Source organism: Tsukamurella hominis (genome assembly GCF_965137015.1).
Classification (GTDB): domain Bacteria; phylum Actinomycetota; class Actinomycetes; order Mycobacteriales; family Mycobacteriaceae; genus Tsukamurella; species Tsukamurella hominis.
Genome location: NZ_CBCRZG010000018.1, coordinates 57,544 through 74,361 on the forward strand (window position 1 = coordinate 57,544; position 16,818 = coordinate 74,361).

At 72.0% G+C, this 16,818-nt stretch carries 14 protein-coding genes; 6 read left to right on the top strand and 8 right to left on the bottom strand.

What is annotated here, in order from left to right; all coding sequences use genetic code 11:
• A complete protein-coding gene (locus ACM9LD_RS19485) occupies positions 1–1,332 on the bottom strand; it encodes a M16 family metallopeptidase (RefSeq protein WP_415678237.1) in 1,332 nt (443 codons plus the stop codon).
• Between the two features lie 3 nt (positions 1,333–1,335).
• The gene (locus ACM9LD_RS19490; protein WP_415678211.1) at positions 1,336–3,576 is read right to left on the bottom strand and encodes a polyribonucleotide nucleotidyltransferase; all 2,241 of its coding nucleotides are present in this window, start codon (positions 3,574–3,576) and stop codon (positions 1,336–1,338) included.
• 320 nt (positions 3,577–3,896) lie between these two features.
• Here ACM9LD_RS19490 and lysX point away from each other — a divergent pair, with 320 nt between their 5' ends.
• Positions 3,897–7,271, top strand: a complete 3,375-nt coding sequence (gene lysX, locus ACM9LD_RS19495; RefSeq protein WP_415678238.1) for a bifunctional lysylphosphatidylglycerol synthetase/lysine--tRNA ligase LysX — start codon at positions 3,897–3,899, stop codon at positions 7,269–7,271.
• A gap of 55 nt (positions 7,272–7,326) precedes the next feature.
• Positions 7,327–7,698, top strand: a complete 372-nt coding sequence (locus tag ACM9LD_RS19500) for a nitroreductase family deazaflavin-dependent oxidoreductase (RefSeq protein WP_415678212.1) — start codon at positions 7,327–7,329, stop codon at positions 7,696–7,698.
• Positions 7,699–7,813: 115 nt separating this feature from the next.
• Here ACM9LD_RS19500 and ACM9LD_RS19505 read toward each other — a convergent pair whose 3' ends face one another.
• The gene (locus ACM9LD_RS19505; RefSeq protein WP_415678213.1) at positions 7,814–9,268 is read right to left on the bottom strand and encodes a serine hydrolase domain-containing protein; all 1,455 of its coding nucleotides are present in this window, start codon (positions 9,266–9,268) and stop codon (positions 7,814–7,816) included.
• A 149-nt stretch (positions 9,269–9,417) separates the two neighbouring features.
• Between ACM9LD_RS19505 and ACM9LD_RS19510 the strand changes: the two genes are divergently transcribed.
• Positions 9,418–10,167, top strand: coding sequence for an SDR family NAD(P)-dependent oxidoreductase (locus tag ACM9LD_RS19510; RefSeq protein ID WP_415678214.1), 750 nt, complete (start codon positions 9,418–9,420; stop codon positions 10,165–10,167).
• 169 nt (positions 10,168–10,336) lie between these two features.
• Here the strand turns inward: ACM9LD_RS19510 and rpsO are convergent, their stop codons facing one another.
• A complete protein-coding gene (rpsO, locus tag ACM9LD_RS19515) occupies positions 10,337–10,606 on the bottom strand; it encodes a 30S ribosomal protein S15 (RefSeq protein ID WP_068535417.1) in 270 nt (89 codons plus the stop codon).
• A gap of 90 nt (positions 10,607–10,696) precedes the next feature.
• Positions 10,697–11,659 carry a bifunctional riboflavin kinase/FAD synthetase gene (locus tag ACM9LD_RS19520; RefSeq protein ID WP_415678215.1) on the bottom strand — a complete coding sequence of 321 codons (963 nt, stop codon included), beginning with the start codon at positions 11,657–11,659 and terminating at the stop codon, positions 10,697–10,699.
• Positions 11,660–11,693: 34 nt separating this feature from the next.
• On the opposite strand from ACM9LD_RS19520, the gene ACM9LD_RS19525 reads away from it, so the two are divergent.
• Entirely contained in the window at positions 11,694–12,392 is a 699-nt protein-coding gene (locus ACM9LD_RS19525) for a metal-dependent transcriptional regulator (protein WP_082791466.1), read from the top strand.
• On the opposite strand, the gene ACM9LD_RS19530 is transcribed toward ACM9LD_RS19525, so the two are convergent.
• Positions 12,382–12,978 carry a TetR/AcrR family transcriptional regulator gene (locus ACM9LD_RS19530; protein ID WP_415678216.1) on the bottom strand — a complete coding sequence of 199 codons (597 nt, stop codon included), beginning with the start codon at positions 12,976–12,978 and terminating at the stop codon, positions 12,382–12,384. The two genes, ACM9LD_RS19525 and ACM9LD_RS19530, sit on opposite strands and share 11 nt — an antisense overlap.
• Positions 12,979–13,057: 79 nt before the next feature.
• On the opposite strand from ACM9LD_RS19530, the gene ACM9LD_RS19535 reads away from it, so the two are divergent.
• Complete coding sequence (locus ACM9LD_RS19535) at positions 13,058–13,813, top strand: SDR family oxidoreductase (protein ID WP_415678217.1); 756 nt, start codon at positions 13,058–13,060, stop codon at positions 13,811–13,813.
• Positions 13,813–15,003 (top strand): Cmx/CmrA family chloramphenicol efflux MFS transporter, encoded by a 1,191-nt coding sequence (locus ACM9LD_RS19540; protein ID WP_415678239.1) that lies wholly within the window; start codon positions 13,813–13,815, stop codon positions 15,001–15,003. The genes ACM9LD_RS19535 and ACM9LD_RS19540 overlap by 1 nt, the downstream gene beginning before the upstream one ends.
• On the opposite strand, the gene ACM9LD_RS19545 is transcribed toward ACM9LD_RS19540, so the two are convergent.
• On the bottom strand, positions 14,990–15,658 hold the full coding sequence (locus ACM9LD_RS19545; RefSeq protein WP_415678218.1) for a DNA alkylation repair protein: 669 nt from the start codon (positions 15,656–15,658) through the stop codon (positions 14,990–14,992). The two genes, ACM9LD_RS19540 and ACM9LD_RS19545, sit on opposite strands and share 14 nt — an antisense overlap.
• Positions 15,659–15,690: 32 nt before the next feature.
• Positions 15,691–16,764 (bottom strand): citrate/2-methylcitrate synthase, encoded by a 1,074-nt coding sequence (locus tag ACM9LD_RS19550; protein WP_415678219.1) that lies wholly within the window; start codon positions 16,762–16,764, stop codon positions 15,691–15,693.
• Positions 16,765–16,818 lie beyond the last annotated feature (54 nt).

Sequence of the window (16,818 nt, forward strand, 5' to 3'; positions counted from 1 at the left end):
TCAGCCCAGCCAGTTCCGGACCGGCGCGGGCACGCCCCGTCGACCACGGTGCGGGCCGAGGACCGCGCCGCCGAAGCGCTGCGAGAGCAGATCCCGCGCAACGCGGTTCACGTCCGCCGCCGAGACCTTGTCGATCGTCGCGAGCGTGCGGGTGACGGTGCGCTGGTTCTGGTAGTTGATCTCGCTGCGGCCGATGCGGTGCATGCGGGACTGCGCGTCCTCCAGGCCGAGCACGAGCCCGCCGCGGAGCGAGCCCTTGGCGCGCGCCAGCTCCTCGTCGGTGAGACCGTCATCGCGGACGTCCTCGAGGACCTTCCGCGCGACCGTCGTCACCTCACCCAAACGGTCCGGGGAGCACCCGGCGTACACCGAGAACAACCCCGTGTCGGCGTAGGTGTCGACCGCCGAGTACACCGTGTACGCGAGGCCGCGCTGCTCCCGGATCTCCTGGAACAGGCGCGAACTCAGGCCCCCGCCGATCGCGGTGTTGAGCACGGACAGCGCCCACCGGTCCGGGTGGAACCGGCCGTAGGCGCGGGTGCCCGCGACGAGGTGTGACTGCTCCCCGTCCCGGTTCACCACCTCGAGCGTCGGCGCACCCGGACGGCGCCGGGCGCCCGTGCGGATCGGTGCGGAATCGGCGGCACCGTCGAGCCGGCCCGCGAAGGCCTTGCGCGCCAACTTGACCACCTGCGCGTGCGTGACATTGCCCGCGACGGCCAGGACCATCTTCTCGGGCGTGTACCGGCGGCGATGGAAGCCCCGCAGGCGCGCGGCGGTCATCGCGGACACAGATTCCTCGGTGCCCAGCACGGGCCGCGCCAGCGGGTGGTCGCCCAGCAGGGCCGCGGTGGCGGCCTCGTTGACCAGGTCCTCCGGATCGTCGTCGCGCATGGCGAGTTCCTCGAGCACGACCTCGCGCTCCACGTCCACGTCCGCGGGGCGGCACAGGCCGCCGAGGACCACGTCCGTCACCACGTCGACCGCGAGCTCGACGTCGACGTCGAGCACGTGCGCGTAGTAGCAGGTGTGCTCCTTGCTGGTGAAAGCGTTGATCTCGCCGCCGACGGCGTCCACCTCGGCGGCGAGGGACGCCGCGTCGCGACGCGGCGTCGCCTTGAACAGCAGGTGCTCCAGGAAGTGCGCGGACCCGGCCGAGGTCGGGTGCTCGTCGCGCGAGCCGACCGCGACCCACAGGCCCACGGCGGCGGACCGGGAACCCGGCACCGTCTCCGTGACCACCCGCAGGCCGCCGGGCAGGACGCTACGACGAACGGGGGCACCCGATCCGGATGCCCCCGTCCGCGCAGCCCGTGATGTCAGGCTGCTCAGTTCCTACTCCTCGCCCGCAGGAGCGGCCTCGGCGGCCTTCTCCTCCACCACAGGGATCAGGCTGATCTTGCCGCGCTCGTCGATGTCCGCGATCTCGACCTGCAGCTTGCTGCCGACGTTGACAACGTCCTCGACCTTGTTCACGCGCTTGCCGCTGCCGAGCTTGCTGATGTGCACCAGACCGTCGCGGCCGGGGACCAGCGAGACGAATGCGCCGAACGCCGTGGTCTTGACCACGGTGCCCAGGAAGCGCTCGCCCACCTTCGGCAGCTGCGGGTTGGCGATGGCGTTGATCCGGTCGATCGCCGCCTGGGCCGACGGGCCGTCGGCCGCACCGACGAACACGGTGCCGTCATCCTCGATCGAGATGTTGGCGCCGGTCTCCTCGGTGATGGAGTTGATCGTCTTGCCCTTGGGTCCGATGACCTCGCCGATCTTGTCGATCGGCACCTTGATCGTGGTGATCCGCGGGGCGTACGGGCTCATCTCGTCGGGCGCGTCGATCGCCTCGGCCATGACCTCGAGGATCGTGGTGCGGGCGTCCTTCGCCTGGGCCAGCGCCCCGGCCAGGACCTGCGACGGGATGCCGTCCAGCTTGGTGTCCAGCTGCAGGGCGGTGACGAAGTCGGACGTACCGGCGACCTTGAAGTCCATGTCGCCGAAGGCGTCCTCGGCACCGAGGATGTCGGTCAGGGCCACGTAACGGGCCTGGCCGTCGACCTCGTCGGACACCAGGCCCATGGCGATACCCGCGACGGGCGCCTTGAGCGGCACGCCGGCGTTGAGCAGCGACATCGTCGAGGCGCAGACCGAGCCCATCGACGTGGAGCCGTTGGAGCTGAGGGCCTCCGAGACCTGGCGGATGGCGTAGGGGAACTCCTCCACCGACGGCAGCACCGGCACGAGCGCACGCTCGGCGAGCGCGCCGTGGCCGATCTCGCGGCGCTTCGGCGAGCCGACGCGGCCGGTCTCACCGGTCGAGTACGGCGGGAAGTTGTAGTGGTGCATGTAGCGCTTCGACTTCTCGGGTCCGAGCGAGTCGATCTGCTGCGCCATCTTCACCATGTCCAGCGTGGTGACGCCCAGGATCTGGGTCTCGCCGCGCTCGAACAGGGCGCTGCCGTGGGCGCGCGGGATCACGGCGATCTCGGCGCTCAGCGAACGGATGTCGGTGATGCCGCGACCGTCGATGCGGAAGTGGTCGGTGAGGATGCGCTGGCGGACCAGCTTCTTGGTCAGCGAGCGGAACGCAGCGCCGATCTCGCCCTCGCGGCCCTCGAACTGCGGGCCCACGGCCTCGAGCACCTCGGCCTTGACGACGTCGGTGGCGTTGTCGCGCTCCTGCTTGCCGGCGATCGACAGCGCGTCGTTGAGCTTCGCGGCGCCCGCGGCCTCGACGGCGGCGAAGACGTCGTCCTGGTACGGCGGGAACAGCGGGAACTCGCCGGTGGGCTTCGACGCCCCGGCGGCCAGCTGCTTCTGCGCCTCGCAGAGCACGGCGATGAAGGGCTTGGCGGCCTCGAGGCCCTCGGCCACGACGGTCTCGGTGGGCGCGGTGGCGCCGCCCGCGATGAGGTCGATGACGTTCTCGGTGGCCTCGGCCTCGACCATCATGATCGCGACGTCGGCGTCCTTGCCGGAGCCCGAGACGATGCGGCCCGCGACGACCATGTCGAAGACGGCCCGCTCGAGCTGCTCGACGGTCGGGAAGGCGACCCACTGGCCGTCGATGAGCGCGACGCGCACGCCGCCGACGGGGCCGGAGAAGGGCAGGCCGGCGATCTGGGTCGACGCCGAGGCGGCGTTGATCGCGACCACGTCGTACAGATCCTTGGGATCGAGCGACATGACGGTCACGACGACCTGGATCTCGTTGCGGAGGCCGGCGACGAACGACGGGCGCAGGGGCCGGTCGATCAGGCGGCACGCCAGGATCGCGTCGGTCGACGGGCGACCCTCACGACGGAAGAACGAGCCGGGGATGCGACCCGCGGCGTACATGCGCTCCTCGACGTCGATCGTCAGCGGGAAGAAGTCGAAGTGCTCCTTCGGCTGCTTGCTGTGCGACGTGGCCGAGAGCAGCATCGTCTCGTCGTCGAGGTACGCGGCCACCGAGCCGGCGGCCTGCTGGGCGAACCGGCCGGTCTCGAAGCGGATGGTGCGCGTGCCGAAGGAACCGTTGTCGATGACGGCGACGGCTTCGGTGATGTCGTCGTCGAACTCGACCTGAGTGTTGTCTGTCATGAAGGGGGAAGAAGCCTTTCTTCGCGCGGACCGTCCCCACCTGGCGGCGCGCATGCTGCGCGCGGCCGGAGTCGTTCGACATGGCGGCGGGGCGCCGTGGGCGCGGTCATCGATCGAAGCCGCCGGACCCAGCCGTCGGAGACGGCGTTTCCGGCAACCACTACCGAGGACCACCCCGCGGGGAGTGACACCGTGACGGCGCACCGCAGAGATCGGAGACCGGATCTACCGGCACCGACGTCGGACGGACCTGCACCAAGGCTATCATCGGGAGTCTTTTCCACGTGAGCCGCACACGCCGTGCGCACACCCCGAGGAGGATGTCCGTGTCGCTGAGCAGCCGGGAACGCGTGCAGGAGGCGACGGCGACGTGGCTCGCGCACATGATCACCGCCGCGGGCATCGTCTCCCTGCTCAGCGTGGTCATCCGGAGCGACCGGATCCTGCCCCTGGTGGCCGACCTCCTCGGCATCGTCGGCATCCCCTCGCACCCGAGCCTGCTGCTCGTCGCGGCGCTCACGGTCCTCCTCGGCGCGCTCCGACGGCGCCTGCGGGCCGCGCACACCGTCGCCGTCATCATGATGTCGCTACAGGTGCTGGTGAACATCGCGACGCTGGTGATCGTCGCGACCGACCAGCTCGACCCGGACGAGACACGGCACCTCCCGCCCTTCATCGAGGCGTACGTGGCCGTGCGCTTCTCCCTGCCCGGCGCGGCGCTCACCGCGGCCATCAGCGCCGTCTGCCTCGCCCTCGTCATCGCCGCCCGCCCGCAGTACCCCGCGAAGCTCGCGCGGGGTTCGCGCCGCGCCGCGTTCGGGGTCCTGGTCGGCGGCTTCCTCGGCGTGTACCTGGTGGTGGTCGCTCTCGCGTTCACCTTCCCCGGCCGGGGTCCGAACCGCCTGAGCGGCACCGTCGAGATCCTCGTGTGGTCGCTGCGGTCCACGTTCGGTGTGGCCGTGCCGCGACGGATCGATGTCGCGCTCAACGGGCACGCCGGTCCGATGTGGCTCTACTCGCTGGCCGGCGTCCTGTCGGCATCGGTGCTGATCCTCGCGCTCATGGCCTTCTGGCGGGCCGGGCGCGGCGACGAGCTCATGACCGAACCCGAGGAACTCGAGGTCCGGCGACTCCTGCTCGAGTACGGCGAGGACGATTCCCTGGGGTACTTCGCCACCCGGCGCGACAAGGCGGTGATCGCCTCCCCGGACCGGCGGGCGGTGGTGACGTGCCGCGCCGTCGGACCCGTGTCGATGGCCAGCGCCGATCCGATCGGCCACCGCGACTCGTGGCCCGCGGCGGTCGGGGCGTGGATCGAGGACTGCCGCTCGCACAGCCTCTACCCCGCCGTGCTGGCGGCGAGCGCCGACGGCGCCGCCGTCTACGAGGACGCCGGGCTGCGCACCCTGACCATCGGCGACGAGGCGATCATCCACGTCGACGCGTTCACCCTCAAGGGCCGCGACATGCGCGCGGTCCGCCAGGCCGTGACCCGCGTCGCCGGAGCGGGCTACACCCTCCAGGTGCGGCGGCACGGGGACCTGTCCGCGGCCGAGCTCGCCGAGGTGGCCGCGCTCGCCGAGCAGTGGCGGGGCGAGGAGACCGAGCGCGGATTCTCGATGGCCCTCAACCGGATCGGCGACCCGGTGGACGGCCGCTGCGTGCTCGTCTCCGCCCACAGCGCCGACGGGGCGGTGCGGGGCCTGCTCAGCTTCGTGCCGTGGGGCACGCGCGGGCTGTCACTCGACCTGATGCGCCGCGACCGCGACGCCGAGAACGGCCTCAACGAGTTCATGGTCGCCAAGCTCATCGAGCACTGCGCGGAGATCGGGATCCGGCGGATCTCGCTGAACTTCGCGGTCTTCCGGTCGGTCTTCTCCGAGGCGGACCGCGTGGGCGCGGGGCCGATCACCCGCATGGTCGACTCGGTGCTCAGCTTCGCGTCGAAGTTCTACCAGCTCGAATCCCTGTACCGATCCAACGACAAGTACCGCCCGGACTGGGTGCCGCGGGTCCTCTGCTACGACCCGTCGCTCAGTGCCGTCCGCGCCGGGATCGCCGTCGGCACCGCCGAGGGCTTCCTGCCGCAGATCGGACCGAAGTTCCTGGCGGGACCGTCGATCCCGGACGAGTTCCCGCGCGACACCGAGTTCGTCGACCGGCTGCTCGCTGAGGAAGAGCGACTCCTGCGCCGCGAGGCGCCACCCGTGCGGCTCTCCGAGCAGCAGCGGGTCCGCCGGCGCAAGCTCCGCGCCCTGGAGGACGCGGGCATGCCCGGCTATCCCCCGTCGGTGCCCCGCACCACGTCGCTCGCGGCGGTCCGGGAGGAGGCCTCCGCCCTCCCGCCCGACGGTGCCTCGGGCACCGTCGTCTCCGTGACCGGGCGGGTGCGAGCGGTGCGCGACTACGGCGGCGTCACCTTCGTCGACCTGCACGAGGACGGCGCCCACCTGCAGGTGATCGCCGAGCGCACCCGCACCCCGGACGACGCTCGGGCGCTGTGGCGCACGGCGATCGACATGGGCGACCTGGTGTCGGTGACCGGCGAGGTGATCCGCTCCCGCACCGGCGAGCCGTCCGTCCTGCTCGCGTCGTGGGCGATGGCCGGCAAGTGCCTCTCCCCCGTCCCGAAATCGCGCGCGCGGCTCGGCGACGAGACCCGGGCGCGGAACCGCCCGCTGGAGCTCATCACCGACGACGGTGCCGTCGACCTGCTGTACCGGCGCTCGCGCGCGGTCGCGGCCATGCGCGCCGTGTTCGTGGGCCGCGATTTCACCGAGGTCGAGACGCCGATGCTGCAGTCGGTGCACGGCGGCGCGGCTGCCCGCCCCTTCACCACCCACATCAACGCCTACGACATGGGGCTCTACCTGCGGATCGCGCCGGAGCTCTACCTCAAGCGCCTGGCCGTGGGCGGCATGGGCCGGATCTTCGAGCTGAACCGGAACTTCCGCAACGAGGGCGCCGACGCCACGCACAACCCGGAGTTCACCGCGCTCGAGGCCTACGAGGCGTACGGCGATTACACGACGATGCGGACGCTCACGCGCGAGGTGATCCTCGCCGCGGCGATCGCGGTCAACGGGCGTCCGGTCGCCGTGCGACCCGACGGTGCCGGGGGCACGCGCGAGGTGGACCTCACGGCCGAATGGCCCGTCGTCACCGTGCATTCCGCGGTCTCGAAGGCGTCCGGGACGGAGCTGACCTCGGCGTCGACGGTCGACGAGGTGGCCGCAGTCTGCAAGCGGCATCACGTGGCGGTGCCGCGCGGCGCGACCGCGGGCAAGCTCGTGATGGAGCTGTACGAGGCGCTGGTCGAGAAGCAGACCGAGTTCCCGACGTTCTACTGCGACTTCCCGGTCGAGGTCTCCCCGCTGGCGCGCAGGCACCGCGACGATCCGCGGCTCACGGAGCAGTGGGACCTGGTCGGCTTCGGCGCCGAGCTCGGCACCGCGTACACGGAGCTCACGGACCCGATCGATCAGCGCGAGCGGCTCACGAAGCAGTCCATGGCCGCGGCGGCGGGCGATCCGGAGGCGATGGAGCTCGACGAGTCCTTCCTCGACGCCCTCTCCTACGCGATGCCGCCCACCGGTGGCCTGGGCATCGGCGTGGACCGCATCGTGATGCTGCTGGCGGGCGTGAACATCCGTGCCACCCTGGCCTTCCCGTTCGTCAAGCCGCACGACCGCTGACCGCTCCGACGGAGGGGCCCTTGTCGCGGGCCGCTAGTGGGAGTTCGATGGACGCATGCAACTGCCGCAGTCCCTCGCCAGGTTCAACCGCCGCGTCACGAACCCCATCCAGCGGCTGTGGGCCGGCTGGGCACCGAGCTTCGCCATCATCGAGCACACCGGCCGCACGTCGGGGACGCCGTACCGGACGCCGGTCACCGCGTTCGCGACCGACGACGGGGTGGCGATCCTGCTGACCTACGGGCCCGATCGCGACTGGCTCAAGAACCTGCGCGCCGCCGGCGGGGGCCGAGTGGTGCGCGGCGGCAAGACCCGCGCCGTCACCGCTCCGCGCGTGGTCTCGCGGGACGACGCGGCGAAGCTGGTGCGGAGCCGCACCTTCTCCCGCCTGCCCTTCGACGAGGCCGTCCTCCTGACCTACGCGTAGCGCGCCGCCCGCTCCCGCTATCGGTCTTCACTCTTCATGCCGTTGCAACGTAATGAAGAGGAGGAACCGGTAGCGGGAAAGAGGGACTTGGTTGATCCGAGGATCGCACTGGACGTCAGCCGCGGGTTGCCGTGGCGCCGGCTGGCAGGCGTGAACGTCCGCGCATCGACGTCTTCCCGTCCGTCACACCGCACGCGAGCTGCGACTCGGGGCCCACCCGGACAGCGACCAGCAGGACCGCGAGGACTGCGGATTCGATCGCGACCACGGCGAGGAGGATTCCGACATCCGGCGCCCAGCGGGTGAGGACCGGCCGGGGATAGCCCAGTGCCGCGGGCCCGAACCACGCTGCAGCGCCGGCGAGCCCACAGATGCCGGCCCCGGCCGCTGTCATCATGCGAAAACGGCCCGCTGGAGCCGATCGCCGCCGCACGAGGCGCACCGCCGTCCATCCGACCGCAAGACCCCCGAGCCCGGCTCCAGCAGCGGCGCCGACGAGGACGAGGGACGGCCACGGCGCCGCGTGTGGCGGATCGCCCGCATCGCCGACGACGCCCTGCATGGCGTACCGCGCTACGTCCGCGAGTCGCTCCGCGTCGAGCTCCCCGTACCGGTTCGCGAGGAGGACCAGAGTGCGGCCCGATTCCGGGTACACGGCGATGTGGGTGAAGTAGCCCGGTACGGCGCCGGAGTGCCACCACACCGTGCGGCCGGCGATCGTCTCGCGATAGAGGCCCGGTCCGTACTCGGCAGCGTGGCCGGTGGGCACCGTCGGGAAGCTCTGCCATTTCGCTTCGCGTGCCAGCCACTGCGCGAACCGGGACAGGGCCTCGAGCGAGCCCGCGAGGTAGCCGTAGCCGAGGCCGGCGCCGTCGAAGACGGGATCGGTACGCCGCGGTCGAGTCAGGAACGGGACGTGGCCGGGAGGGACCTCGGCGGCGAAGGACTCCGCGCCCGACACGATGCGGGCATCCGAGGGAGCACCGACCCCGCTTGCCACCGAGGCACCGTACGGCGATGCCGTCACTGCCTCGATGACGGCCTGGAGCAGAAGGTAGTTGAGGCTCGAGTACCGGAACGTGCCCCTCGGCCCGCGCGCGGGCGGCGACGTAGCGCGCACCGCCTCCATCGCCGGCTCGGGACGGGCGAGATCAGTAAGGGCGACGTCGTGCGGGAGTCCGCTGGTGTGCCGGATAAGGTCGCGGATCGTCACGTCGCCACCGACCCAAGGCGCTGCGGCGGGGACCGCCCTGGCGACCGAAGCGTCCAGGTCGAGGACGCCACGTCCAGCGAGGGCGAGGGCGGAGCGAGCGGCAATGGACTTCGATACCGAGCCCCACACGAACGGCGTCGCGGCGGTCATCGGATGCCCGGCCCCGTCCGATCCCCTGATCTGCTCCTGCTCGACTCCGCTCGGGCCGACGATCTGTACTGCGAACCCTGGAACGCCGGCCTCCTGCAGGAGGTCGGCGGCCCCCGCGACGACGCCGGTGTGCGCGCCCGCCGAACTCCCTGCAATACCCCAGACCAGGGCGACGATCAGGCCGGTCACGGCCAAGCGCACTCGCATTCGCCGTGCCTCCTTCGCTCTCTGTCGGGGTGGACGGTATCGGCGCCGCGCGCGGGGTCGCGTCACCCGTGCGGGTGAGATCGCGGGTAGCCCGCGCGGCCGACGCGCTCGCCCCTGCGGGCTCGCCGAAATCGTGAGACATTCGAACGATGACGAGGCGTGCAGTGGTGACGGGCGGCGGCACGGGGATCGGGCGGGCGATCGCGCACCGTCTGGCCTCCGACGGGAACGACGTGGTGATCGTGGGCAGGCGCGCGGACGTGCTCGCGGAGACCGCGGCCACGATCAACGCCGCGCTCGGCGCGCAGCGGGTATCCGCCGAGGTCGCGGACGTGTCCGATCCGTCGGCCGTCGACGCACTCGCCGACCGGATCGGAGCCGGCGACACCGTCGACGTGCTGGTGAACAACGTGGGCGGCAACCCGGCCCGCGACGGCGCGCCCGGCGACCTCGCCGGGACGGCTGACGCGTACGCGACGACGTTCCGGCTCAACGTGATCACCGCCGTCCTCGCGACCGAGGCGCTGCGGCCGCACCTCGCGCGCCCCGGCGGCCGGATCGTCTCGATCAGCTCGATCGCGGGGCTCCGTGGGCCCGGGCCGTACGGCGCGGCGAAGGGCGCGCTGCACGCCTGGTCGGCGGGGCTCGCCCTGGAACTGGCGTCCGAGGGCGTCACCGTCAACGTGGTCGCGCCCGGGTTCGTGCCGGCGACGGAGTTCTGGGCCGACCGACTCACGACCGAGCTCCACGACAGCCGCGTCGCGCAGATCCCGGCGGGCCGTCCCGGCACTCCCGAGGAGGTCGCTGCGGCGGTGGCCTACCTGGCCGCACGCGACGCGGGCTGGACCACCGGCCAGATCCTGCAGGTCAACGGCGGCACCCTGCTGGGCCGCGGCTGACGCGCGCCTCGTGCTCGCTCACGATGTCGACTTCTGCGCGGTCGGAGGTGCGTGAGAACACGCGTACCCGCCGGAACCTCGACATCGTGAGGCGTCCAGCACCGGCGGACCCGAAAACGCCGAACGGCCCGCCCCCGGAGATCCGGGAACGGGCCGTTCGTGAAGACTCTTAGCGACGCAGGCCGAGGCGCTCGATGAGCGAACGGTAGCGGTTGATGTCGACCGAGGCGACGTACTTCAGCAGGCGGCGACGACGGCCGACCAGCAGCAGCAGGCCGCGGCGGCTGTGGTGATCGTGCTTGTGCTGCTTGAGGTGCTCGGTCAGGTCCGTGATGCGCTTGGTCAGCATCGCGACCTGCGCCTCGGGGGAACCGGTGTCGGTCTCGTGCAGGCCGTACTCGGCCAGGATGGACTTCTTCTGCTCGGTGGTGAGCGACATGGAGGAACTCCTTGTTTCAGTATCGCGTCGTCATGGATCCGTGCCGCCACCGCGAACCGCAGCAGGCACGATCGACCACCTTACCAGGGGTCAGGGGATTCCCAGAATCGCGCGGGTCTTGTCGACGTCCCCGCCCATCGCGATGAGCAGCGCGTCGATGGAGTCGAATCGCTCCATGCCGCGCACCCGGTCCACGAAGTCGACGGCGACGTGCTGGCCGTAGAGGTCGGCGGAGGTGTCGAGAACGAAGGCCTCGACGGTGCGCGTGCGCCCCGAGAAGGTCGGGTTGCTGCCGACGGATACCGCGGCCGGATAGCGCTCGCCGGGCGTGACCTGACCCACGACGGGGCCCGCGCCGAGCACGGTGAACCACGCGGCGTACACGCCGTCGGCGGGGATCGCGGCGAACATCGGCGGGGCGACGTTCGCCGTCGGGAAGCCCAGCTCGCGGCCGCGGCCGTCGCCGCGCACGACGACGCCCTCCACCCGGTGCGGGCGCCCCAGCGCCTCGGCGGCGGCCTTCACGTCGCCCGCGTCGACGCAGGAGCGGATGTACGTCGAGGAGTAGGTGACCGAGTGCTCGGTGAGCAGCGGCACCGCGTCCACGGAGAAGCCGAACTTGTGCCCCAGGCTGGCGAGCATCTCGACGTTCCCGAGGGCGCGGTAGCCGAAGGTGAAGTTGTCCCCCACCACGACTGCGGCGGCGTGCAGCCGCTCGACCAACACGGAGTGCACGAAGTCCTCGGCCGGTTGCGCCATGACGGTGGCGGTGAAGGGCATCACGCAGAAGACGTCGATGCCGAGCTCCTCGGCGAGCTCGGCCCGCCGGGTCAGCGTCGTCAGTTGCGGCGGATGGGATCCGGGCCGCACCACCTCTGCGGGATGCGGATCGAACGTCATGAGGACCGCGGGGAGGCCACGTTCGTGGGCCTCCGCGGTCGCTCGTGCGATCAGTTGGGCGTGTCCACGGTGTACACCGTCGAACACGCCGATCGTTACGACACAGCGTCCCCAGTCCGCGGGAACGTCATCGAGCCCTCGCCAGCGAAGCACGCACTCACCCTATCGGACGGCCTATGGTGGGTGCGTGCCCAAGCCTCCCCTGCCCGATTCGCCGCGCCCCGTCGGCGAGCTGTCCGCGGTCACGCAGGACTACCTCAAGCAGATCTGGACCGCCCAGGAGTGGTCCGATGTGAAGGTCACGACGAAGTCGCTCGCCGATGCACTCGGCGTCTCCGCGTCCACCGCGTCCGAGGCCATCCGCAAGCTCGCCGACCAGGGCCTGGTCGACCACGAGAAGTACGGGGCGGTCACGCTCACCGACGACGGGCGCGCCGCGGCCACGGCGATGGTGCGCCGGCACCGGCTCCTCGAGACCTTCCTGGTCTCGGAGCTGGGCTACGGCTGGGACGAGGTGCACGACGAGGCCGAGGTCCTCGAACACGCCGTCTCCGAGCGCTTCCTCGCGCGCCTCGACGAGCGGCTCGGCTACCCCGACCGCGACCCGCACGGCGACCCGATCCCCCAACCCGACGGCACCGTCCCCACTCCCGACGCGTGCCTGTTGTCCGAGCTCGCGGCCGGGCAGTCCGGCACCGTCGCCCGGATCTCCGACTCCGACCCCGAGATGCTGCGCTACTTCCAGGAGGTCGGCATCGCGCCGGACGCGCGGATCGAGGTCGTGGAGCTGCGCAAGTTCCTCGGGACCGTCGCCGTCACGGTCGACGACGGTGCGCCGCTGGACCTGGGCGACGTGGCCGCGCAGGCCATCTGGGTCAGGAGCTGACGGGCCAGGCGCCCGCGGCGATCGCGGCCACCGCCTCCAACTCCTCCAGGGACACTCCCTCGCGCGCCGCCGCGGCGAGACCGTTCAGGGTCGCGAACACGAACCGCGCCACCGCGAGCGCGTCGACGGTGGCGGGCAGCGCGCCGCTGTCGATGTCGCGGGCGATGCGCTCGGCCAGTCGCGAGACGTTGGCGGAGCGCATCGCGATCATGTAGCCCGTGACCTCGGCGTCCGCCGTTCCCGCGTCGCCGCTCACGACGAGGCAACCCCGCGGCAGACCGGTACGCGTGTACCGCCGGGGCCCCTCGGCGAGGAGGCGGAGGACCACGGCGTGCGCGGTGGGTTCCTCGGCGAACGCGAGATCGATGAATCCGCCGTAGGTGCGGTCGTACTCGGCGACGGCCTCCTCGAAGAGGCGCCGCTTGTCGCCGAAGGCGCGGTAGAGGCTCGGCGCCTCGACACCGAGCCGTTCGGTCAGATCGCGGATCGAGGTGGCCTCGAACCCCTTCTCCCAGAACAGCACCGCCGCAGCGTCGAGCGCCGCGCCCCGATCGAAGGAGCGCGGCCGGCCGCGGGTCGTCGCCATGACCTCATTCTATAGCGATCGCTACGCATTACTGCTAGATTCTTTTTCGTAGCATTCACTACGGAAAGGAGCGGAACACGTGAGCGACGATCTGGCAGGCAGGCATGCGCTGGTCACGGGAGCGAGCCGCGGGATCGGGCGAGCGATCGCGAACGACCTTGCGAACCGCGGGGCGACGGTGGCGGTCCACTACGGCGCGGACCGCGAGGCGGCGGAGAGCGTCGTGCGGGCGATCGACGAGCGTGGCGGCCGGGCGTTCCCGATCCGCGCCGACCTCGCCGACGGGGACGCTCCGGCGCAGCTGTGGGAGCAGTACGACCGGGAGGCGCCGCGCGCCGACATCGTGATCAACAACGCCGGAATCCTGGGCGGGCGAATCCCGTTCGCGGAGGTGGAGGCGGACGTCTTCGATCGGGTCATGGCGATCAACACCCGCGCGCCGTTCTTCGTCCTCCAGCACGCTCTCCCGCGGCTGGCGGACGGCGGCCGGGTGGTGAACATCTCCACGCGCTTCACCCACGGCTCGTACAACCCCGCACTGCTCCCCTACGCGATGTCCAAGGCGGCGGTGGACGCGCTGACCCACGCCCTGGCCAAGGAACTGGCGCCCCGCGCCATCACCGTGAACGCGGTCGGGCCGGGCGGGACTGCGACGGACATGAACGCGGCCCGGCTCGCGACCCCGGAGGGGCGCGCGGCCATGGCAGCCGACTCCCCGCTCGGGCGGATCGGTCAGCCCGCCGACGTGGCGGGGATCGTCGGCTTCCTGGTCTCCGACGCGGCGGGCTGGGTCACCGGGCAGTGGATCGACGCGAGCGGCGGGTCGCTGCTGTGATGCCGCCCGCCGTCGTCGTCCTCGGATTCGGCATCTTCGCGCAGGGGACGTCCGAACTGATGCTCGCCGGGATCCTGCCCGACATCGCCGCGGACCTGCAGGTCTCGATCCCCCGCGCGGGACTGCTCATCTCGGTCTTCGCGCTGGGCATGATGCTCGGCGCCCCGGTCCTCGCCCTCGCGACGCTGCGCTGGCCGAAACGGCGTGGGCTGCTCGTGTTCACCGGGATCTTCGCGGCCACCCACGTGGTCGCGGCGACCACCGACTCCTTCGCCGTCCTCCTCGCGACGCGGTTCGCCGGCGCCTTCGTCTACGCCGGCTTCTGGGCCGTCGCCGCGACGACGGCGATCGCCCTCGTGCCCGCGGACCGTCGCGGGCGGGCGATGAGCGTCGTCGCCGGCGGGCTCACGCTCGCGACGGTGATCGGCCTGCCCGCGGGGACCGTGCTCGGTCAGCACCTCGGATGGCGCGCGACCTTCCTCGCGGTCGCGATCGCGACCGTCGTTGCGGGGGTGGCGATCGCGACCACGGTCCCTGCAGGGATCACGGCGAGCGGACCGGCGCACCCCCGGGAGGAGGTGCGCGCGCTGCGGACCGGCCGGCTGTGGACCTCGTACGCCATCACCGCGGCGTCGATCGCCGCGCTCCTGATCAGCTTCGGCTACCTCGGCGCGATGCTCCTGGAGAGCTCGCACGCCGCCCCGGGGACAGTGCCCGTCGTGCTCACGCTCTACGGCGTGGGCGCCGTGGCGGGCATCGCAGCGGGCGGGCGACTTGCGGACCGTCGACCGGGCTCGGTCCTGGTGGGCGGCACGGCGGCCCTGGCGGTGACCTCGGTCGCGCTCGCGGTCGCCCTGCCCCATCCGGCCGCCGCCGCGGTCGCCGCGTCGCTGCTCGGGGCGGCCGGATTCGTGACGAACCCGGCTCTGAACTCGCGAGTCTTCACCCTCGCCCCCGGTGCGCCGACGCTCGCCCCGGCATTCACCGTGGCGGCCTTCAACGTCGGGATCGCGGTGGGGCCGTGGCTGGGTGGGGCGTTGCTGGAGGCAGGAGCGTCGTACCGCGCGCTGCCGCTCGCGGGCGCGGTCCTGGCCGTCGTCGCAGCCGCGCTCGCGGCACTGGACTGCGCCGCCGAACGGCGGACGCGGCCGACCGCGGGGCGGACGGCCGTGTGCCTCACAGGTTCTTGAGCGCCTCGCGGCGGGAGAGGCCGCTGAGCTCGGCCTCATGGGCGGCCACGTAGGCGCGGACCCACTCCGGATCGGTCTTGGCGTGCTCCCTCAGCGCCCAGCCGATCGCCTTGCGCAGGAAGAATTCCGACTCGGGCAGGGCAGGCTCGATGACGTCGCTGAGCAGTGCGGTGTCGAGCCTGTCCCTCCGGCCGAGCTGCGAGAGGATCGCGAGCCGCCGCAGCCACAGATTCTCGCCGCGGCTCCACGCCCGGACCACCGCCGCCGTGTCCTCGGGGCGCGCGTCGTGGAGCGCGGCGATGTGCCGAGCGGTCTCATCGACGTGATCCCACCAGGCCCCGGTGACGGCGATGTGCTCGTGCAGCGAAAGCAGCGCGGGATCGCCCGTGCCGAGCCGGTTCCGCAGGAGGTTCTGCGCGGCGTAGCGCTCCTCGCGGTACTCGGCGTCGTCCCACAGCGCGAGGACGGCTGCGCGCAGCTCGTCGAGATCGGCGGGCGGGTGCTCGCGTCGCACGGCGGCGGTGATCGCGCGCACCTGCGGCGCGGGCACGCCGAGGAAGGGCATCGCGGACTTCATGTACGCCTGCATCTTCGGCGCCCGCGCGGGGTCCGCGGCGGCCCGCAGCCCCGCTCGGATCCCGTCGACCAGCTTCACCTCGTCATCACGCGCGCGATGCTACTCGGTCGTCAGCGGACGCCCCCGCTGTTCGTACCGCGCCAGCGCAGCGGAGCCTCCTCGTACTCCTCGGCGATGTGCGCCGCCATCCCCACGGTCCGCCCGTACTGGAACAGCACCTCGGTGGCGCGCGCGGGAAGCCCGAGCGTGTGCGCGACGGCGGCGCCCGCGAGATCGACGTTGACCGACCGGCCGGTGCGCGCGGCGAGGTCCGCGACCGCTCGCAGCGCCGGCGCGTCGGGGTGGTCCGCGCGCATCAGGCCCAGCACGACGGTGGCCCGCGGGTCCTCGCCGGTGTAGACGATGTGGCCGAAGCCCGCGAGGTGCCCGCCCCAGGCGGCGTCCGCGATCGCCGCGTCGATGTCGCCGCCGTCCAGCACCCGCCCGAGCATCGCGTGGGCGGCGGCCGGCGCGCCGCCGTGCAGCACGCCCGCCATCGCCCCGTACCCGGCGAGCAGCGCGTCGTAGAAGCCCGCGCGCGCCGAGGCCGCGACCCGCGCGGCCGTTGTCGACGCGGCCAGGCCGTTGTCGATCAGGCAGGTGGCGAGCGCGTCGACCCAGGGGTGGCCGAGGCGGGCCTCCGGAACCAGGCCGGCGAGCACCGGCAGTAGGCCGAGCGTGCGCTCGGCGACGTGGGACCGGTCCGCCCGCACCGGATCCCGCGCCGCGAGCACCGCGACCGCCAGCGGGATCCTGCGCTCGAGTGCGACCGTCCGCGCGATGTCCAGGTCGACGGACGGCGGGGGCGCCGCCTCGTCGGCCTCGAGCGCGAACCGAGCCGCGGCCGCGAAGTCCATCTCCGCGCAGACGCGGGCTATGGGCCGCCCACGGAGGTACAGCGCGTCGCCGCGGAGCGCCGAGACCCGCGTGGTCACCGCACGGAAGCGGAGCAGCCGGTCGGCCTCCCGCCGGCCGTCGTGCTTGACCGCGGCGAGCGAATCGACCTCGGTGCGGTCGAAGAGCGACTCCGCCTGCCCCGGCATGCGCCGCGAATGCAGCACGCCGCGGCTGACGTAGGAGTACAGCGTGCCGCGTTTGACCCCCAGCCGCTCCGCCGCCTCCGAGGTCGTGATCCACCGGTCCACGGGTTGATTCAATCAATATTGCAAGTGTTGATCAATATCGCTCACACTCGGGAC